Genomic DNA, 17663 nt, shown 5'->3' with positions numbered 1-17663 from the left:
GTGAGCCTTGCATCGACCACCACAGCAACGGATTGGCTAGCACTCTGGCAAAGTGACGGCGTGCACGTCGGCACTGCTGAGCTGATGTACTACCGCAGTAAAGTAGCCGCGTTTGCCCAGCACCGACGCTTGCACCCACCGCAGGCACAAAGTGGCGCCATCCTCAGTAAAACCCGTGGCCGCGGTATGGAGTTTGACGAGGTACGCCACTATCAGGCTGGCGACGATGTGCGCGCCATCGACTGGCGCGTTACCGCGCGAACTGGCAGCCCGCATACGAAATTATTTCGCGAAGAACGCGAGCGCCCCATCTTGTTTGTCGTCGACTTATCGCCGACCACACATGTGGGTAGCCAGCTGCTACTGAAAAGTGTCCAGCTCTGCCACATCACCGCCGCCCTCGCCTGGCAAGCGACGCAACGCGGTGATCGGGTCGGTGCGATCATCGGTTACAATGCGCGCCATATCGAAGTTCGCCCACAAGCACGACAACACGGTGTATTACGTATTTTGCACCAATTGGTCGAGCTGCAAAACGAGAGCCTACAGCAGTGGCAGAGCCACGCAGTACTGCAAACCGATACCTTGAACGAACTTCTACGCCGCGCGCAACAAGTCGCAAAACCGGGCACCATTGTGCACGTCTTGAGTGATTGGCAACATACCAACGCCGATACCTTTAACACCATACAGGCCTTGCAACGGCATTGCTCAATGCAAGCGATCCAATGCAGTGACCCGTTAGAGCACAAGATCCCTGACTGTTTACGCGCTGAAAATATCGCCATGACGGACCATCAACAGAGCTGCTATTTCGCTGCCGGCGATACCGCGCAACGCCAACGCTATGCCCAACTAGCCCAGCAACAACAGCAGCAGCTGCAGCGCCAACTTAAGCAACTAAACCTTAGGTTGCGCCACTTTAGTGCCGCCATCGCGCTCGAAGAACAATGGCCGGAGGTGATGCGCTAATGACCACCCCAAGCTTAAACGATCTAAATGATATTGTTGCTGCCCCAGCGGCATCATGGTGGCCACTCGCGCCAGGCTGGTACGTGCTTGCGCTGGTGAGTATTGCGCTGATCACCCTGATTGCTATTGCCGTACGGCGCTATACGCGACGCCGTCGCGCACGCCGGGCAGCCATCAACGCCCTGCATGGTGCAATGACGCTCAGTGACATCAATTTGCTACTCAAGCGTGCCTGCTACGCTTACTATCCAGAGCCCATTGTGGCACACCTCAGTGGCAAAGCCTGGCATGACTTTTTGCTTGCCCAATTAAGCGCCAATGCTGGCGATGACTATGCACCGCTGCTGACAGAGGTGGCGCGCTGCAACTTCGCGCCACGCCCTGCACCGAGCGAACTAACGGCAGATTATCTGGCCTTTGCACGCTATTGGCTACGCCACGCTTTACCTCCAAAGCACGATGCCGCGGTCGTTGGAGGTGAACAATGATTTCTTTTGCTTGGCCTTGGTTAGGGCTCATCTGGCTCCTCGGGCCACTCGTGTGGTGGGTACGACCAGCACAGCAACGGCATTACTCCATGCTGAAACTGCCCGTGCTCGCCGAAGCACAACAAGCCCAACTGCACCACACAGGTTCTGCTTGGCGCACTTGGCTCGCACTACTGGCATGGACGCTATTGGTGGTCGGCCTGGCCCGCCCACAATGGCTCGGTGAAGCTGTGCAAATTCGCAGTGAAGCACGTGAAATGGTGCTCGCGGTCGATTTATCCGGCAGTATGGAAATTGCCGACATGCAACTGAATGGTAAAGAAGTCAATCGCTTAACCATGGTCAAGCATGTGGTCAGCGATTTTATCGCTCGCCGTCAAGGCGATAAGCTTGGCCTTATTTTGTTTGCCGATACGGCCTACGTGCAAACGCCCATTACTTACGATCTGAATAGCGTCGCCACCATGCTTGAGGAAGCCGAGCTACGCCTTATCGGCGAGCGCACGGCAATTGGCGACGCCGTCGGCTTGGCGGTAAAGCGCTTTCGTGACAACGATGACGTCCAGCGTATTCTGATTCTGCTCACCGATGGCCAAAACACCGCAGGCTCCATCTCACCGAGTAAAGCCCAGCAATTGGCCGCGGCCTATGGTGTTAAAGTCTATTCCATTGGTGTTGGTGCCGAAGAAGTCGTGGTTGATAGTTTCTTTGGCAAGCGCACCGTGAACCCAAGTCGTGACCTAGATGAAGCGATGCTCCGCGGTCTTGCTGAAGCAACCGGTGGCGAATATTTCCGCGCGCGAAGCACCGAAGAATTAGAGGCCATCTACAGCAAACTAGATGCCTATGAACCTGTGGCAGGTGACGAACAATTACGCCGCCCGCAAACCGAGTTATTTTACTGGCCGGTCAGCGTTGCCTTTGTGGTTCTCAGTGGCTTGTTTGTCGGCCCCTTGCTCCGACAGTTAGGGAGGCAGCCAGCATGACCTTTGAGGCGATGCTTGTCGCATTTCATTTTTTACGGCCCTGGTGGCTGCTCGGCTTGATCGTGCCAGTTGTGCTACTCCTTCTGTTGTGGCGCAGCAAGCGACGTCGGACCGGTTGGCAGCAAGTGGTGGCGCCACACTTGGCTGACCTTATGCTCGCGCAACAACGTCAGGGCCACCGCAACGGCGTTTTCTGGCTGGCACCGCTAGTGCTGAGTCTGTTAGTGCTTGCACTCGCCGGACCTGCATGGGAGAAAAAGCCGCAACCTGTCTATCAACTGCAAGCAGGACAGGTCGTTGTTCTTGATATGTCACGCTCCATGTTAGCGACTGATTTAGCCCCGAACCGCCTCACACAAATGCGTTATAAAGCCATGGAGCTTACAGATACGCGACTTGATGGTGAAACCGGCTTAATTGCATACGCAGGTGACGCTTTTGTCATTAGCCCACTCACCGCAGATGCGAGTAACCTTGGCAACTTAATTCGCGCCCTGCACCCTGATCTGATGCCCAGCCAAGGCAGTTATCCGCTAGCCGCACTGGAGCTTGCTGATCAATTGCTGCGCGAGGCAGGTTATGTGCAAGGCGATATTTACTGGTTTACTGACGGCATTGATAGTAGCGATCAGCGTGACCTCACCAACTTTGTCCGCAACCACCCTCACCGTCTTGCCGTAATGGCCGTAGGCACTGAAGACGGCGCTCCCATTCAGCTGGCCAACGGCAAGTTGATGCGCGAACGTAACGGTGACGTGGTGATCCCCAAAGTACAGCTAGCACGGCTGGAAACGCTGGCGAATCTGTCCAACGGCCGCTTTACCCAATTGCGTCGAGATCAAAGCGATCTCGAGACGCTGAGTAGTATGCCGCCATTAAGTCGCGACAGCAGCGATAGCAATAGCCAGCAACAAGGCGATGCTTGGTTTGATATGGGACCTTGGCTGCTGGCCTTCGCCGTTCTCTTATTACTGCCATTTATGCGTCGAGGCGCACTCCAAGGTGTCTTGCTCGTCTGCCTCTCCGGCAGTTTGTTAGGGCACAGTCCCAGTGCGCTCGCACAAACGACAGATACCGCCACAGATGAGGGGCTTGCCTGGCATCAGCAGCTTTGGCAAACCCCTTATCAGCAAGCTGACCAAGCTCTGCAACAACAGCGCTACGACCGCGCAGCAGAAATTGCCGAAGACGCCTGGCAACGTGGTACCGCCAACTACAAGCGCGGAAATTACGAACAGGCACTCATGGATTTTTCTCAACTCGATAGTGCCGAAGGCTATTACAATCAGGGCAATAGCTTGATGAACCTGAATCGCTTTGATGAAGCTGCAAACGTTTATGCAGAGGCGCTCAAACGCAACCCAGAGCTGACCCAAGCAAAGAACAACCTCGACATTGCCGAGGCATTGGCGGAACAACAACGCCAACAGCAACAACAAAATCAGCAGCAAGGCGAAAGCGCCGGTGACGGCCAAGGGCAAGACGATCAGCAACCATCATCAAGCGGGCAATCAGGTTCTAGCGATAACAGTAGCTCGAACGCGCCTGGCGACGCCGAACCAGAACAGCAACCGCCGGAAAGCAACAACGAAGGCCAGCGCAAGCCAGAGCAGCAGCGCGATGCTGAATCGCAGCAGGCAAAAGACGGTGACGCCGAAGGTGACGAGCAGGCGCAGCAACAACTTGGGGCGAATGGCGACCCCATCAGCGACGAGCAACGTCAGCAAATGGAGCAATGGCTGAACCGTATCGATGATAACCCAGCTCCATTGCTCGAAGCCAAAATGCGACAAGAAGCCCGCCGACGCGCCCATGAGCGGCCGCCGCAAGGAGTAACCAAACAGTGGTAACCACAATGATCCGTACCTTTTTTATCGTCGTCTTTACGGTCATTTTGACCTGTAGTCCGAGTGCCTCCGCGCAAGCCACAGCTTCTGAAGTGATCATTAGCGTGGATAAAAACCCGGTCGGAGCAGGCGACACCTTTGTCTTTACGCTTACCGTCGATACCTTTATTGACGATGCGTTATGGCAACCTGCCGAAGTACTGGAAAGCATGGAAGTGATGGGCACCTCGAGCAGTACCTCAACCCAAATCATCAATGGTGAAACCACGCGTCAGCAAACCTTTCGCAGTATTATTAAAGCTCCGAATCAGCTAGGCAGTTATACCCTAGGCCCAGTCACCTTAGCTGGCGTGACCAGCAATAGCATTAGCTTGTCAGTATTGGCTGCCGATGACCCAGAGCTGCAAGAGAAACGTCAGGCCTTTATGCGCGTCGAACTCGGTCGCGAAGAAGTGTACGTGCAAGAGCAGGTAGATGTGACAGCAAAACTGTACCTGGCGGCTAACCTCCATAGTGGCAATATCATTCCCCCGCAGTTAGACGATGCGGATATTCGTCAAATCGGTTCGGACCAAGACACGACAGAAGTTATCGATGGACGCCTCTTTCAGGTCTTCACGCGCCGCTTCGTGGTGATCCCGCAGCGCTCAGGTGAACAAGTGATCCGCGGTCCGATGTTCCAAGGGCAAATCAATGTCGACAGTCAACGCACCATGTTCCCGACCTTTTCGGCAACCAAGTCGATCACCACAGCCGCCACTGACATCACCTTGAACGTGCTCCCCACCCCCAGCGATTGGCCGGCCACACAAACCTGGCTGCCAGCCGAATTAGTGAGTCTTGCCGTAAGTGTTGGCAATGAGGCCAGCACGCAAGATAGCAATGCGCAATTACAAATAACCCAAGGTGAACCAATCACCTTTACCTATCGCCTCACTGCGGTAGGTCCAAATGCCGATCAGTTACCACGGCTCGATGCCTTGGTAAAAGATTTGGCCATCGCTAACGCGAGTGTCTATCCAGAAACACCTGAGTCGGCCATGACGCAACGCAATGGCAGCTTAGTCTCACAGCAAACGTTACGCGTTGCGGTGATCCCCCATCAGGCAGGTAGCCTTGACATCCCTGCCCTGACGGTACCTTGGTTTAATACCATTTTGCGCCAGACCGCCACCGCTACCGCACCAGCACAACAGTTGAGTGTCGCGCCGGGCACTGGCACGCCAAGCACACCGGCACCGGCTGCCACACAAACAGAGCCTACCGCCGCGGATACGGATACCTCGAGCGAATCCCCAACCGCCACAACAGGGCGCACTACGACCATTTATTGGCAAGTCGCGACCGCGGTGCTAGTGGTACTTTGGCTCGCCACCCTGGCGTGGTTATTCGGCCGAAGCAAACAACAACGTGCGCAACACGCCCAAGCCGCAGCAGAGCCACCGCGTTTTAATTTGAATCAGCTCAAACAGGCCTGTCTCGCAAACGATGCCAAAGCCACTGAGCTCGCCTTGAAGCAATGGATGCGCGACGGCTTACAACTCCCTTCACAACAGTTTCAGCAACTCGCTGCGCACTTTAACCATGCCCCGCTCCGTGGCCAACTGGAGCACTTGCAGCGCTGCCGTTACGCTGCGGTAAATGAACAAGGCTGGCATGAAGGAAAAGCCCTTTGGCGAGCCATTCAAGCCGCCTTACAGGCAAAGCGTCAACACCAGGCCAAAGGGGATGATGCGAGCCTCCCGAAGCTCTACCCACAGGCATAAAAAAAGGGCTGGTCAAACCAGCCCTTTTTCTTTTCATCCGTCAGCAGAATTAATTGTCTTCGGTTTCTGTCTGACTTGAACTAAGCAAAATCTCAACGTCAGCATCCGCACGCAACGCTTGAATAATGGCACGATAGGTTTCGTCCATCACGTTGTTCTGCAATTGGTCTTTCAATTGCGCCGCTTGTGCTGCGCTGACTTCACCTGCTTGCATGCTACGCAATGCCACCACGGCAATATTACCATTGGCAAGGCTTACCGTATCAACAGCGACGCTGTCCGCAGCAGGTACGCTCATCGCGAACAACAGTTGCGTGACACCACGTGGATGGTCAACGGTTTGACGTGCGACATTCTCAAGCGCAGTAAAGGCACTTGCGTCTGCTTCACCGGCTTCAAGCTGGCGCGCTAAGGCATCCGCCGCTTCCTGAGCAAGCTGTTGTGCTTGTTCACGACGTACGTTTTCCACCACTTGATCACGCACTTCATCTAACGACTGGGTCGTTTCTTCTTTATAATCAAGCACACGCACGACCACTGAAGTGGTGTCGCTAACTTCAATGATCTCGCTGTTCAGCTGCTCTTCAATCAACACATCTGAAAATAACTCAGCAAGTGCTGCTGGGCTATTTAATGGCGCAGGTGCATTGTTACGGCTGAAGAAGTCAGTTTCTTTGGCTGTTAAGCCTAACTCTTCTTGAATCGGCTCAAAGGTATCTGGAATTTCAAACGCGAGTTCAGAAACTTGCTGCTGTAATTCATAATAGCTTTGCTTCACACGCTGTTCTTGCAGGTTCGCAACGATTTCACTGCGTACCTCTGCAAGCGGTGTTACCGAGCCTTCTTTGACGTCGGTCAAGGTGATGATGTGATAACCAAAACTACTTTCCACCACCTCAGAAATATCACCAACGTTCTCGAGCGCAAATGCAGCCGCTTCGAAGTCTTCATCCATGGTGCCTTTCTGGATAAAGTCGAGATCACCACCCGCTTCACCTGAGAACACGTCATCAGAATGCTCTTTGGCTAACGCTGCAAACTCCGCGCCATTTTGTAGTTCAGTCAATAAAGCTTCGGCTTCAGCTTTCGCTGCCGCTTCATCGTCACCAGCTTCGATGAGGATATGTGAAAAGCGATACTGCGGTTCTGTACCGTAACGGTTCTTGTTGCCTTCGTAGTACGCCGTAACTTCTTCATCAGAAATCTCGACGTTTTCAGCTAATTCACCCGCATCAATCGTCACATAAGCAACCTTGACTTGCTCAGGTACAGCAAACAGTTGACGGTTCGCTTCGTACCACAGTTGCACATCTTCATCGGCAACCTCAACTTGCTCAAGGTAATCCGCTAGTGCGACTTCGGCATACTCCCCACTACGCGTTTGGCCAATCAGTTGTTGCGTTGCATCAACTTCACTCGGTAATACGAATTCGCTGGCAATGACGCCCTGCACGAATTGCTGTGTGACAAGATCACCACGAAGTGCCTGAGCAAAGCTTTCAGGGGTATAGCCTGCGCTACGCAATGAGGTCAGGTAAAGATCGTTATCGAACTGCCCCGCAACTTTAAAGCTCGCCATGTCGGCAATCGCCGCTTTCACTTGTGCCGATGAGACGCGTAAACCACTCTCACTAGCAGCTTGCTCAAGGAGTTTCTGGTTAACTAAATCATTGACGACCTGCGAACGGATGCGTTGCGTAAAACGTGGGTCACGCGCAAGCTGGTCATAAAAATCACCCAACTGCTGTTTCTGGCGCGCGCGTTCACTCTCAACAGCACGATCAAACTCGGCTTGTGTAATGTCTTCACCATTTACTTTTGCCACAGCAGGCTCAGGTTGATTGGCAATATAACCACCGATACCAGCTAACGCGAAAGTAAGTGCAATCAAGACAAGGAAGATTTTCACCCACAAACTTTGCGAGCCTTCCCGAATCTTATCCAACATAATGTTTCTAACCTCAAAAAGTGTTCTGTTTTTCCCGCGCGCTATTTTATCTCATTACGCGAAAAAAAAATAACCCGAAGACAAGCTTCGGGTTACTTTCTCTATTCGCTGGCGGAGCGGACGGGACTCGAACCCGCGACCCCCGGCGTGACAGGCCGGTATTCTAACCAGCTGAACTACCGCTCCGCAGTGATTAGTTTACTGAGTCTTTCAACGCTTTACCTGCTTTGAAAGAAGGTACTTTTGCCGCAGCGATTTGAATCGTTTGGCCAGTTTGTGGGTTACGGCCAGTGCGAGCTGAACGCTCACGCACTGCAAAAGTACCGAAACCTACTAATTGTACTGAATCACCCTTTTTCAAAGCATCGCTTACTGCTTCAATGAAAGAGTCCAGAGCGCGACCTGCAGCAGCTTTAGAAATTTCTGCTCCCTCTGCAATTTTGTCAACTAACTGAGACTTGTTCACAGTATCATCCCCTTAGATTGTTATTATCAGATATTGCATGGTTCCATTGGCTTTCAAATGGGCCAGCACGGTTATAACAAGCTTGAACTATCGATTCAAGCGATTCCAACAGGTCTCCGACAACTTTTACGTATCCCTGTCTTCTCAAGTGCCTTGTCAGAGCTAGGTTTTGGTTGTCCCTGACCACTCACTTTTCCCTAGGCTACCACAAGATTTTCGATTGAGAACCCTTTTTCACAAATTTTTTAACGAAAGAATGCGGCCTACAGCGATGTTACTGGCCTGTAGGCCGCATTTTACCGTTATGAATCTGCAGATTTCACGCTTGGTTGACGCTCCAATGCGACCGCCAACACCTCATCAATCCACTGCACCGGTTGAATGGTTAAGTCACCTTTGACATTGTCACTGATTTCCTGCAGGTCACGTTCGTTGTCCTTCGGAATCAGTACATGCTTAATGCCACCACGGTGTGCCGCCAACAGCTTCTCTTTGAGCCCGCCAATGGCCAGCACTTCACCACGTAAGGTAATCTCACCAGTCATCGCCACATCGGCGCGGACAGGAATCGAAGTGAGCGATGACACCAAGGCGGTAACCATCGCGATACCCGCACTTGGTCCGTCTTTTGGCGTTGCCCCCTCTGGCACGTGTACGTGAATATCGCGTTTCTCATGGAAATCATCTGGGATTCCAAGTTTATCTGCGCGACTACGCACCACGGTAAGAGCGGTCTGAATCGATTCTTGCATCACATCACCCAGTGAACCGGTCGAGGTGATTTTGCCTTTACCTGCCACGTTTGTTGCTTCAATCGTCAACAAATCGCCACCGACTTCGGTCCAGGCCAAACCGGTCACTTGACCGACTTGATTACTTTCTTCCGCTTTACCGTAATCAAAGCGCTGCACGCCTAAATAGTCTTTCAGGTTGTCGCCATTAATCTCGACCTTCTTCAAGCGCTTATCGAGTACGATTTTCTTCACAGCTTTCCGGCACAAGCGTGAAATTTCACGCTCGAGATTCCGCACCCCAGCTTCACGCGTGTAATAACGAATAATGCCAAGAATCGCATCATCTTTGATCAACAGCTCTTTGTCTTTCAAACCATTGCGATCCAATTGCTTCGGTAGCAAGTGACGCTTGGCGATATTAAGCTTCTCATCTTCGGTGTAGCCCGACAAACGAATCACTTCCATACGGTCCAACAATGGGCCTGGAATATTCATACTGTTCGAGGTCGCGACAAACATCACATCAGACAAATCGTAGTCCACTTCAAGATAGTGGTCGTTAAAATTAACGTTTTGCTCAGGATCTAACACTTCCAGTAACGCTGATGCTGGATCGCCTCGCATGTCCGACGCCATCTTGTCAATTTCATCTAACAAAAACAGCGGGTTACGCACACCGACCTTGGCCATTTTCTGGATCAACTTGCCCGGCATCGAGCCGATGTAGGTACGACGGTGACCGCGGATCTCAGCTTCATCGCGAACGCCGCCTAAAGCCATCCGAATGTACTTACGACCGGTTGCCTTCGCAATGGATTGCCCCAACGAGGTTTTACCTACCCCAGGAGGTCCTACAAGGCACAAAATCGCGCCGCGCACTTTACTGGTACGCTGCTGTACCGCTAGGTATTCCAAAATACGTTCTTTGACTTTCTCTAAGCCATAATGGTCGGCATCAAGAATTTTCTCTGCATTGGCGAGATCTTTTTTGATCCGTGAACGCTTTTTCCACGGTACTGAGACCATCCAATCGATATAGCCACGCACTACGGTTGCTTCCGCAGACATTGGCGACATCATTTTTAATTTTTGTAATTCAGCGCGCGTTTTCTGCTCCGCCTCTTCAGGCATTTTGGCATCTTGAATCTTCTTCTCTAGCGCCTCAAACTCGTCTGGGCCGTCTTCCATTTCGCCAAGCTCTTTCTGAATCGCTTTCATCTGCTCATTCAGATAGTACTCACGCTGGCTCTTTTCCATCTGCTTTTTGACCCGCGTGCGAATGCGTTTCTCCACCTGCAACAGGTCAATTTCGCCTTCCATGAGCGCCATCAGGTACTCAAGACGTTCGCGCACATCAGTGACTTCAAGCACTTTCTGCTTGTCATCTAGCTTTAACGGCATATGTGCCGCCATGGTATCGGCTAAACGATCCGCTTCCTCAATGCCTGATAATGAAGTGAGTACTTCTGGTGGGATCTTTTTATTCAGCTTCACATAGCCTTCAAACTGATTCACCGCCGAACGGATCATCACTTCTTCTTCTTTGTCGGCCATCGCTTCCGATTCAAGGTAATGCACCTTGGCTCGAAAAAAGTCTTCGTTCGCTTCAAACACATCAATGGCCGCACGCTGACTCCCTTCTACCAGCACTTTGACAGTGCCGTCAGGTAGTTTTAACAACTGAAGAATATTGGCGACCGTACCAATGGTATGAATATCTTTCTCTTCAGGCTCGTCAATGCTCGCGTCTTTTTGGGCAGACAAGAAAATCTGCTTATCATTTGCCATCGCAGCTTCTAAGCAACGGATTGATTTCTCGCGGCCGACAAAAAGCGGAATGACCATGTGCGGGTACACCACTACGTCACGTAGCGGTAAAACTGGAATACTAAGGTGTTCAACCCGTGTTTCGCTCATATTTGTCTCCAAGTTCGATGACACTAACTGAATTCAATTCATCTTAACCATTAATATGAGGTCGTACAGAGAAAGTTCAATGTTTTGCACAAAAAAAGGGCCTTATCGGCCCTTTTTGCACAAATATCGCACTAAACGATAGGTTTATTCACCTGAAACTTGCTTTTCCTGGTCCTGATAAATCAAAATCGGATCGGAGTCACCGGTCACCACCGACTCATCAATGACCACCTTAGTTACGTTGTCCATAGACGGTAAGTCATACATGGTATCCAACAACACCGCCTCAACAATCGAACGTAAGCCACGCGCACCCGTTTTCCGTTGCATCGCCTTACGCGCAATCGCACGCAGAGCATCTTCACGGAATTCAAGTTCGACACCTTCCATGTCGAATAAGGCCGCATACTGCTTGGTTAAAGCGTTTTTCGGCTCTTGCAAAATTTGCACTAAAGCGTCTTCGTCAAGCTCTTGCAAGGTTGCATGCACCGGCAAACGACCAATAAATTCAGGGATCAAGCCATACTTGACTAAGTCTTCCGGCTCTACTTGTTGAATAATATTTGCCATTGCTTCAGCGGCTTTGTCTTTGACCGTAGCGCCGAAACCAATGCCTGCGCCAACGCTAACACGTTGCTCGATGACCTTATCAAGACCTGCAAAGGCGCCACCACAGATAAACAAGATCTTAGAGGTATCGACCTGCAAGAATTCCTGTTGTGGATGCTTTCGTCCGCCTTGTGGCGGCACTGACGCAACGGTACCTTCGATAAGCTTCAGTAACGCCTGCTGCACCCCTTCACCTGACACGTCACGCGTGATCGATGGGTTGTCTGACTTACGTGAAATCTTATCGATTTCATCGACATAAATAATGCCGCGTTGTGCTTTCTCAACGTCGTAATCACATTTTTGCAGGAGCTTCTGAATAATGTTTTCAACGTCTTCACCCACGTAACCAGCTTCGGTCAACGTGGTTGCATCAGCCATGGTGAACGGCACATCCAAGAAACGCGCTAACGTTTCCGCCAAATAGGTTTTACCTGAGCCGGTTGGACCGATCAGCAAGATGTTACTCTTGCCCAGTTCAACGCCATCATCACCCTTGCCAGAGTTCTGCAAACGCTTGTAGTGGTTATACACTGCCACCGCCAGCACGCGCTTGGCAAACTCTTGGCCAATCACGTAGGCATCTAAGTGCGCACGGATCTCGTGCGGTGTTGGCAGCTTATCTGAGCCTTCACTCGGCGCGATATTCTTGATCTCTTCCGCCAAGATATCGTTGCAAAGGTCGACACATTCATCACAAATAAATACTGAAGGCCCAGCAATCAGCTTACGGACCTCGTGCTGACTTTTCCCACAAAAGGTACAGAACAACGGCTGTTCGCCATCACCTTGGGTTTTATCAGTCATGCTAATCTCCAGTGCGTTGCTTAAATACGTGGTCTACAACACCATAGTCCACCGCTTCTTCGGCCGACATAAAATAGTCACGATCCGTATCTTTAGCAACTTGCTCATAGTCGCGACCGGTGTTTTCGGCCAACATACGGTTGAGACGCTCTTTAATATCCAAAATTTGCCGCGCATGGATCTCAAAGTCAGAGGCCTGACCTTGGAAACCGCCCAGCGGTTGATGAATCATCACCCGTGAATTTGGTAAGCAATAACGCTTCCCTTGCGCACCACCGGCGAGTAAGAAAGCGCCCATACTGGCCGCTTGGCCCATACAAACGGTACTGACATCTGGCTTAATAAAACGCATGGTATCGTAAATTGCCATACCAGCAGTTACCGCTCCACCAGGTGAGTTAATGTAAAGAAAGATGTCTTTTTCAGGATTTTCTGACTCTAAAAACAGCATTTGCGCGACAATCAAATTCGCCATGTGGTCTTCAACTTGACCACAGCAAAAAATCACGCGCTCTTTCAGCAAACGAGAATAAATATCGTACGACCGTTCACCTTTAGCGGTTTGCTCCACCACCATAGGCACCAACTGCGCGATCGGGTTATGCGCGAGTTCCGACATAGAAACGACTCCTGCAAATAAAAATGGCTCGTATAGGACTATACGAGCCATTAAACCAAGTTGCGATACATTCCGTCAACGCTTGGGCGCGCGGAATACGCTAACTTACTTCTGTTTCGGGTTCATCAGCTCGTCAAAGCTGGTTTTCTTCGCCGAAACTTTTGCTTTACCAAGAACGAACTCAACAGCTTGCTCTTCAAGTGCAACGTTACGCACTTGCTGCATCAACTCTTGGTTGCCTTTGTAGTAAGCAACAACTTCTTCTGGGTCTTCATAAGCAGAAGCGTTGTTGGCAATGATTTCGTCAACTTTTGCATCGTCAACTTTCATTTCGTTGCCGCGAATCACTTCGCCAAGCAACAAGCCAATCTTAACGCGTTCTTTCGCTTGCTCTTCGAACAAGTTCGCTGGTAATTCAGGCATTTGCGCTTGGTTACCACCGAAACGCTGCATCGCTTGACGACGCAACACGTCGATTTCCTGCTTCACCATAGCCTTTGGCACTTCAACATCGTTGTTGGCCACAAGACCTTTAAGGATCTGTTCTTTTACTTTACTTTGAACGGTGTTTTTCAACTCACGTTCCATGTTCTTACGCACTTCAGCTTTCAATGCGTCAACGCCACCTTCATTCACACCGAACAAGGCAACGAATTCATCGTCTACTTCAGGAAGAACTTGTTCTTCAACTTTCTTCGCAACGATATCGAATTCTGCGTCTTTACCTTTCAGGTTTTCAGCGTGGTAGTCTTCCGGGAACGTCACCTTAATGGTTTTCTCTTCACCTTTTTTCATACCAATGATTTCGTCTTCAAAACCAGGGATCATACGACCTTGGCCTAACTCAAGTGCGAAATCTTGCGCTTTTCCGCCTTCAAATTCTTCGCCGTCAACACGACCAGTGAAGTCGATGGTGATACGCTCGCCTTTTTTCGACTTACGCTTCACTTCTTTCCACGATGCGTGTTGCTTACGCAATGTATCTAACATTGCATCAACGTCTTTATCAGTGACTTCAACTTCAGGCTGTTCAACTTCGATTGCGTCTAAGCCTTTCACTTCAACGTCAGGATAAACTTCGAATGTCGCTACGAACTCTAAATCTTTACCAGCTTCGTTGGTTTTTGGTTCGATCGACGGAGGACCCGCAGGGTTTACTTTCTCCTGCATGATCGCTTCAAAATACTGGCTCTGCATCAATTCTTGTGCAGCGCGTGCACGAGCTTCTTTGCCGAACAGCTTTTGCAATACATTCGGTGGCACCTTTCCTTTACGGAAACCGTTAATACGGCGATTACGGTACTCAGTCTTCAACAGCTCTTTGACTTTAGCGTCGACGGTTGCCGCTGGCACAGTAATGGTGGCGCGGCGTTCTAATCCTTGGGTAGTCTCTAAAGAAACCTGCATTGCTTTCTTACCTCGGCTTCACTATTGGCCTTGAGCCCATCTTCAGCGGGGCCCTTGAAAAATGACGACGCATTATAGCTAAGCGATGGCCGTGAGTCGAGTAGTCAAGGTTATCTTTTTGTCAAACATTTCGAAAGAAATTGCAGAACAACGCGGAAAAGCTTAGCAAATAAGCTGAACGATAAGTTATTTTTAGAATTTTTTAGGGAGATAAAAAGATGGTCGGCGAGACTGGATTCGAACCAGCGACCCCTTGGACCCAAACCAAGTGCGCTACCAAGCTGCGCTACTCGCCGTTTGCCGGTAAAACTTAGGGAATTGCAGAGAAATGGGGTGGCTGATGGGACTTGAACCCACGACAACCGGAATCACAATCCGGGGCTCTACCAACTGAGCTACAGCCACCACTACTCTTTTTGTGTCATGCCAGGGCTAAATGGCGCACCCGGCAGGATTCGAACCTGCGACCGACGGCTTAGAAGGCCGTTGCTCTATCCAACTGAGCTACGGGCGCATGGTACTTCTTAAAATGGTCGGCGAGACTGGATTCGAACCAGCGACCCCTTGGACCCAAACCAAGTGCGCTACCAAGCTGCGCTACTCGCCGACATTTTGTAAACCCGTGCAGGACGCGGCCTGACAACGGGGGCGAATGATACCCACAACCCTAGGCAGCGTCAAACATTTTTTTGAGCAAATGAACTGACTGCTGCTTTTTGCGACAATTCGATGTTTAATTGCACTTTGCCGCCCTTATTTTACGCAATTCTTATCTACACTCAAGCTTTGAAACATGCGAAAATAACCCTACATAAGCCTCATCTTCGTCAGCTTTTAAGGATTCCTCATGACTGCGCAACTTATTGACGGTAAAAAAGTCGCCCAACAAGTACGTGAAAACGTAAAACAACGCGTTGCTGAACGCGTCAAACAAGGACTACGTGCGCCAGGGTTAGCTGTAATCTTAGTCGGTAGCGATCCTGCTTCTGAAGTTTATGTTGGCAGTAAACGTCGTGCCTGTGAAGAAGTTGGCTTCACATCACGTTCGTATGACTTACCAGCAGACACCAGCCAAGCCACACTAGAAGCGCTTATTGATGAGCTTAATTCCGACCCTAGCGTCGATGGTATCTTAGTACAGTTGCCTTTGCCGGCAGGATTAGATGCCCAAGCTTTACTTGAACGCATTAACCCTTTTAAAGACGTCGACGGTTTCCACCCCTTTAACATGGGGCGTTTAGCCCAACGTAACCCTGCCCTGCGTCCGTGTACCCCTCGCGGCATCATGACCTTGTTTGAGTCCATCCAACTTGACCTGCACGGTTTAAACGCGGTCGTGGTTGGCGCCTCAAATATTGTCGGCCGTCCAATGGGGTTAGAACTTTTACTCGGCGGCGCGACCACCACCGTGTGTCATCGTTTTACCAAAGACTTGCAAGCGCATGTTGAGCGTGCCGACGTTGTGGTTGTTGCAGTAGGTAAACCTAACTTTGTTCCTGGCGAGTGGATCAAGCCTGGTGCAGTGGTCATCGATGTTGGTATTAACCGCGGCGCTGACGGCAAACTCGTGGGTGATGTCGCCTTTGACGCTGCGGTCGAACGTGCCAGCTATATAACCCCAGTACCCGGCGGTGTGGGACCAATGACCGTCGCTACGCTGATGCAAAACACTTTGCAGGCCTGTGATACTTGGCACGCACCGGCAAACTAATTCAGGCCATGCCGATAACCACTGAGCAGCGGTCCTTCTAACCGCTGCTCTAATGCCCACAACGGACGCCCCACGACTTCTTCCCGTAACTTACAAAAGCGCTGCGCAGGTGACTGCAACCAACTCCGTAACGCCACCAGTACTTGTGCCGCCAATGGCACCTCCAAGGGCAAGCACCACCAGACCTCGATAGCTAGTTGCGGACGTTGTTGCTGCGTCGTTGCATTGAATCGCAAGGCCGGATGGTCCACTGCGAGCTCGTGCACCCACTGTGCCAGTTCAAGGTCGTAGCGCGTTTCAGCCTGCGCAGCAAGCACTTGTTCAGTGGGTGCCAAGGTAGTTAATTTGCCTGCCCATTGAAAATGTAACCATTGCTGCAACGAGCTCTGCAGTTGCGCTTGCCATAACTCCTCGCGTTCCGGCGTGAGGCTGGCCAAGGTCACCGGTTGTAGGCTTGCCATGCCGACGACGAGGGTTCTCGCCATAATGCGTTCATCGCCGTGGTGTAAGGCGCCAGCGCGGAGCGCATAACTGACCGCACCGCGAAACGTCGACTGCGCAAAGACCAGCCAAATGAGCTGCACGGCCAACAACACCATGAGGATCAGCACTGGCATCACCACAGCAGACTCAACTAAGGCTTGACCGCGTTGCCACTTCATTGGCACCCACCTTGCGCTTGAAACTGTTGCCATTGTTGCTGGAGTTGCGCTAATCGTTGCGCCATTTCCGCCACCGAGTACCCATCAACCTGAGCATGTTCAGCAATCAACTGCGTCACCATCAGCTGGTTCGCATTTAGCGACTGAAACGTTCCTTGTTGAATTATCGCGACCGGTGCCGATACCTGCTCAGCATCAATAGTACCAACATTACGAATCGCATTGCCGTCCATCAGCAGATCGCTTTGCATGGTGTTGACCTCGGGTGCTTGCGGGTCGGTAAAACGTTGCAGATAGCGATGCTGTAGCACCAGCGCAATGGGCTTCCACACATGAAGTTGCAAAAAGCCATCTTCATTCACCATCGCTCCCGCGATACGACCTGTCAGCCATTGTGCAACCTCAACCTCCTCTGCGGGCAAGCTTAAACGTAAGAGCTGGTCATGTTCGCTCAGTTGCCACTGTGCGCCTTGCCATGGGTACCAAAGCTCCTCAAGGTAGCCCTTGCTGATTAGCTCACTTACCACTGCCGGTGGACGTTGTTCCTGTAGCCAAAAGCGTTCCACCGCCGTCAAAAACACCTTTGCTTGCGTCACATCTAGCTGACGCTGCTGTTGCGTGCGTTGATACAAAAACCATTGTTGGGTGCTGAGCAGAATTAAACTTAATAAACTCAAGCCAAGCACCAGTTCAAATAGGATATAACCTTTGGGTTGTCGCATGA

General features: G+C 51.2%; 14 protein-coding genes and 5 tRNA genes. 6 read left to right on the top strand and 13 right to left on the bottom strand.

The window, feature by feature from the left end:
* From G535_RS0109415 to G535_RS0109395, 5 genes are read left to right on the top strand one after another with little or no spacing between them, the layout of a single operon-like run.
* Window positions 1–972 carry a DUF58 domain-containing protein gene (locus G535_RS0109415; protein ID WP_026861833.1) on the top strand — a complete coding sequence of 324 codons (972 nt, stop codon included), beginning with the start codon at window positions 1–3 and terminating at the stop codon, window positions 970–972.
* Entirely contained in the window at window positions 972–1460 is a 489-nt protein-coding gene (locus tag G535_RS13915) for a DUF4381 domain-containing protein (RefSeq protein WP_051207117.1), read from the top strand. The genes G535_RS0109415 and G535_RS13915 overlap by 1 nt, the downstream gene beginning before the upstream one ends.
* The gene (locus G535_RS0109405) at window positions 1457–2446 is read left to right on the top strand and encodes a vWA domain-containing protein (protein ID WP_026861832.1); all 990 of its coding nucleotides are present in this window, start codon (window positions 1457–1459) and stop codon (window positions 2444–2446) included. The genes G535_RS13915 and G535_RS0109405 overlap by 4 nt, the downstream gene beginning before the upstream one ends.
* On the top strand, window positions 2443–4296 hold the full coding sequence (locus G535_RS0109400) for a VWA domain-containing protein (protein ID WP_051207116.1): 1854 nt from the start codon (window positions 2443–2445) through the stop codon (window positions 4294–4296). Before G535_RS0109405 ends, G535_RS0109400 begins: the two co-directional genes overlap by 4 nt.
* The gene (locus G535_RS0109395) at window positions 4290–6059 is read left to right on the top strand and encodes a BatD family protein (RefSeq protein ID WP_126775141.1); all 1770 of its coding nucleotides are present in this window, start codon (window positions 4290–4292) and stop codon (window positions 6057–6059) included. The genes G535_RS0109400 and G535_RS0109395 overlap by 7 nt, the downstream gene beginning before the upstream one ends.
* Before the next feature lie 49 nt (window positions 6060–6108).
* Here G535_RS0109395 and G535_RS0109390 read toward each other — a convergent pair whose 3' ends face one another.
* The 11 genes from G535_RS0109390 to G535_RS0109340 form a co-directional block, all read right to left on the bottom strand.
* Window positions 6109–8007: a SurA N-terminal domain-containing protein gene (locus tag G535_RS0109390; RefSeq protein ID WP_026861829.1), complete on the bottom strand. Its 1899-nt coding sequence runs from the start codon at window positions 8005–8007 to the stop codon at window positions 6109–6111.
* A 109-nt stretch (window positions 8008–8116) separates the two neighbouring features.
* Window positions 8117–8193, bottom strand: a tRNA-Asp gene (locus G535_RS0109385).
* Window positions 8194–8200: 7 nt separating this feature from the next.
* Window positions 8201–8473 (bottom strand): nucleoid-associated protein HU-beta, encoded by a 273-nt coding sequence (gene hupB, locus G535_RS0109380; RefSeq protein WP_026861828.1) that lies wholly within the window; start codon window positions 8471–8473, stop codon window positions 8201–8203.
* A 302-nt stretch (window positions 8474–8775) separates the two neighbouring features.
* The gene (gene lon, locus G535_RS0109375) at window positions 8776–11124 is read right to left on the bottom strand and encodes an endopeptidase La (protein WP_026861827.1); all 2349 of its coding nucleotides are present in this window, start codon (window positions 11122–11124) and stop codon (window positions 8776–8778) included.
* Window positions 11125–11268: 144 nt separating this feature from the next.
* Entirely contained in the window at window positions 11269–12540 is a 1272-nt protein-coding gene (gene clpX / locus G535_RS0109370; RefSeq protein WP_026861826.1) for an ATP-dependent protease ATP-binding subunit ClpX, read from the bottom strand.
* Window position 12541: 1 nt separating this feature from the next.
* Window positions 12542–13159: an ATP-dependent Clp endopeptidase proteolytic subunit ClpP gene (clpP, locus tag G535_RS0109365; protein ID WP_026861825.1), complete on the bottom strand. Its 618-nt coding sequence runs from the start codon at window positions 13157–13159 to the stop codon at window positions 12542–12544.
* A 105-nt stretch (window positions 13160–13264) separates the two neighbouring features.
* The gene (tig, locus tag G535_RS0109360) at window positions 13265–14566 is read right to left on the bottom strand and encodes a trigger factor (RefSeq protein ID WP_026861824.1); all 1302 of its coding nucleotides are present in this window, start codon (window positions 14564–14566) and stop codon (window positions 13265–13267) included.
* Window positions 14567–14785: 219 nt separating this feature from the next.
* Window positions 14786–14862, bottom strand: a tRNA-Pro gene (locus G535_RS0109355).
* A gap of 33 nt (window positions 14863–14895) precedes the next feature.
* A tRNA-His gene (locus G535_RS0109350) sits at window positions 14896–14971 on the bottom strand.
* A gap of 32 nt (window positions 14972–15003) precedes the next feature.
* Window positions 15004–15080 (bottom strand) — tRNA-Arg (locus G535_RS0109345).
* A 16-nt stretch (window positions 15081–15096) separates the two neighbouring features.
* A tRNA-Pro gene (locus tag G535_RS0109340) sits at window positions 15097–15173 on the bottom strand.
* 240 nt (window positions 15174–15413) lie between these two features.
* Here G535_RS0109340 and folD point away from each other — a divergent pair.
* The gene (gene folD / locus G535_RS0109335; protein WP_026861823.1) at window positions 15414–16277 is read left to right on the top strand and encodes a bifunctional methylenetetrahydrofolate dehydrogenase/methenyltetrahydrofolate cyclohydrolase FolD; all 864 of its coding nucleotides are present in this window, start codon (window positions 15414–15416) and stop codon (window positions 16275–16277) included.
* On the opposite strand, the gene G535_RS0109330 is transcribed toward folD, so the two are convergent.
* Both G535_RS0109330 and G535_RS0109325 read right to left on the bottom strand, forming a co-directional pair.
* A complete protein-coding gene (locus G535_RS0109330) occupies window positions 16274–16939 on the bottom strand; it encodes a TadE/TadG family type IV pilus assembly protein (protein WP_026861822.1) in 666 nt (221 codons plus the stop codon). The two genes, folD and G535_RS0109330, sit on opposite strands and share 4 nt — an antisense overlap.
* Window positions 16936–17661, bottom strand: coding sequence for a hypothetical protein (locus G535_RS0109325; protein ID WP_126775142.1), 726 nt, complete (start codon window positions 17659–17661; stop codon window positions 16936–16938). The genes G535_RS0109330 and G535_RS0109325 overlap by 4 nt, the downstream gene beginning before the upstream one ends.
* Window positions 17662–17663 lie beyond the last annotated feature (2 nt).

The sequence above is a fragment of the Pseudidiomarina sediminum DSM 21906 genome, assembly GCF_000423165.1.
GTDB classification, from domain to species: domain Bacteria; phylum Pseudomonadota; class Gammaproteobacteria; order Enterobacterales; family Alteromonadaceae; genus Pseudidiomarina; species Pseudidiomarina sediminum.
The sequence above is the reverse complement of the archived record's forward strand: the minus strand, read 5'-3'. Positions and strand labels throughout refer to the sequence as shown.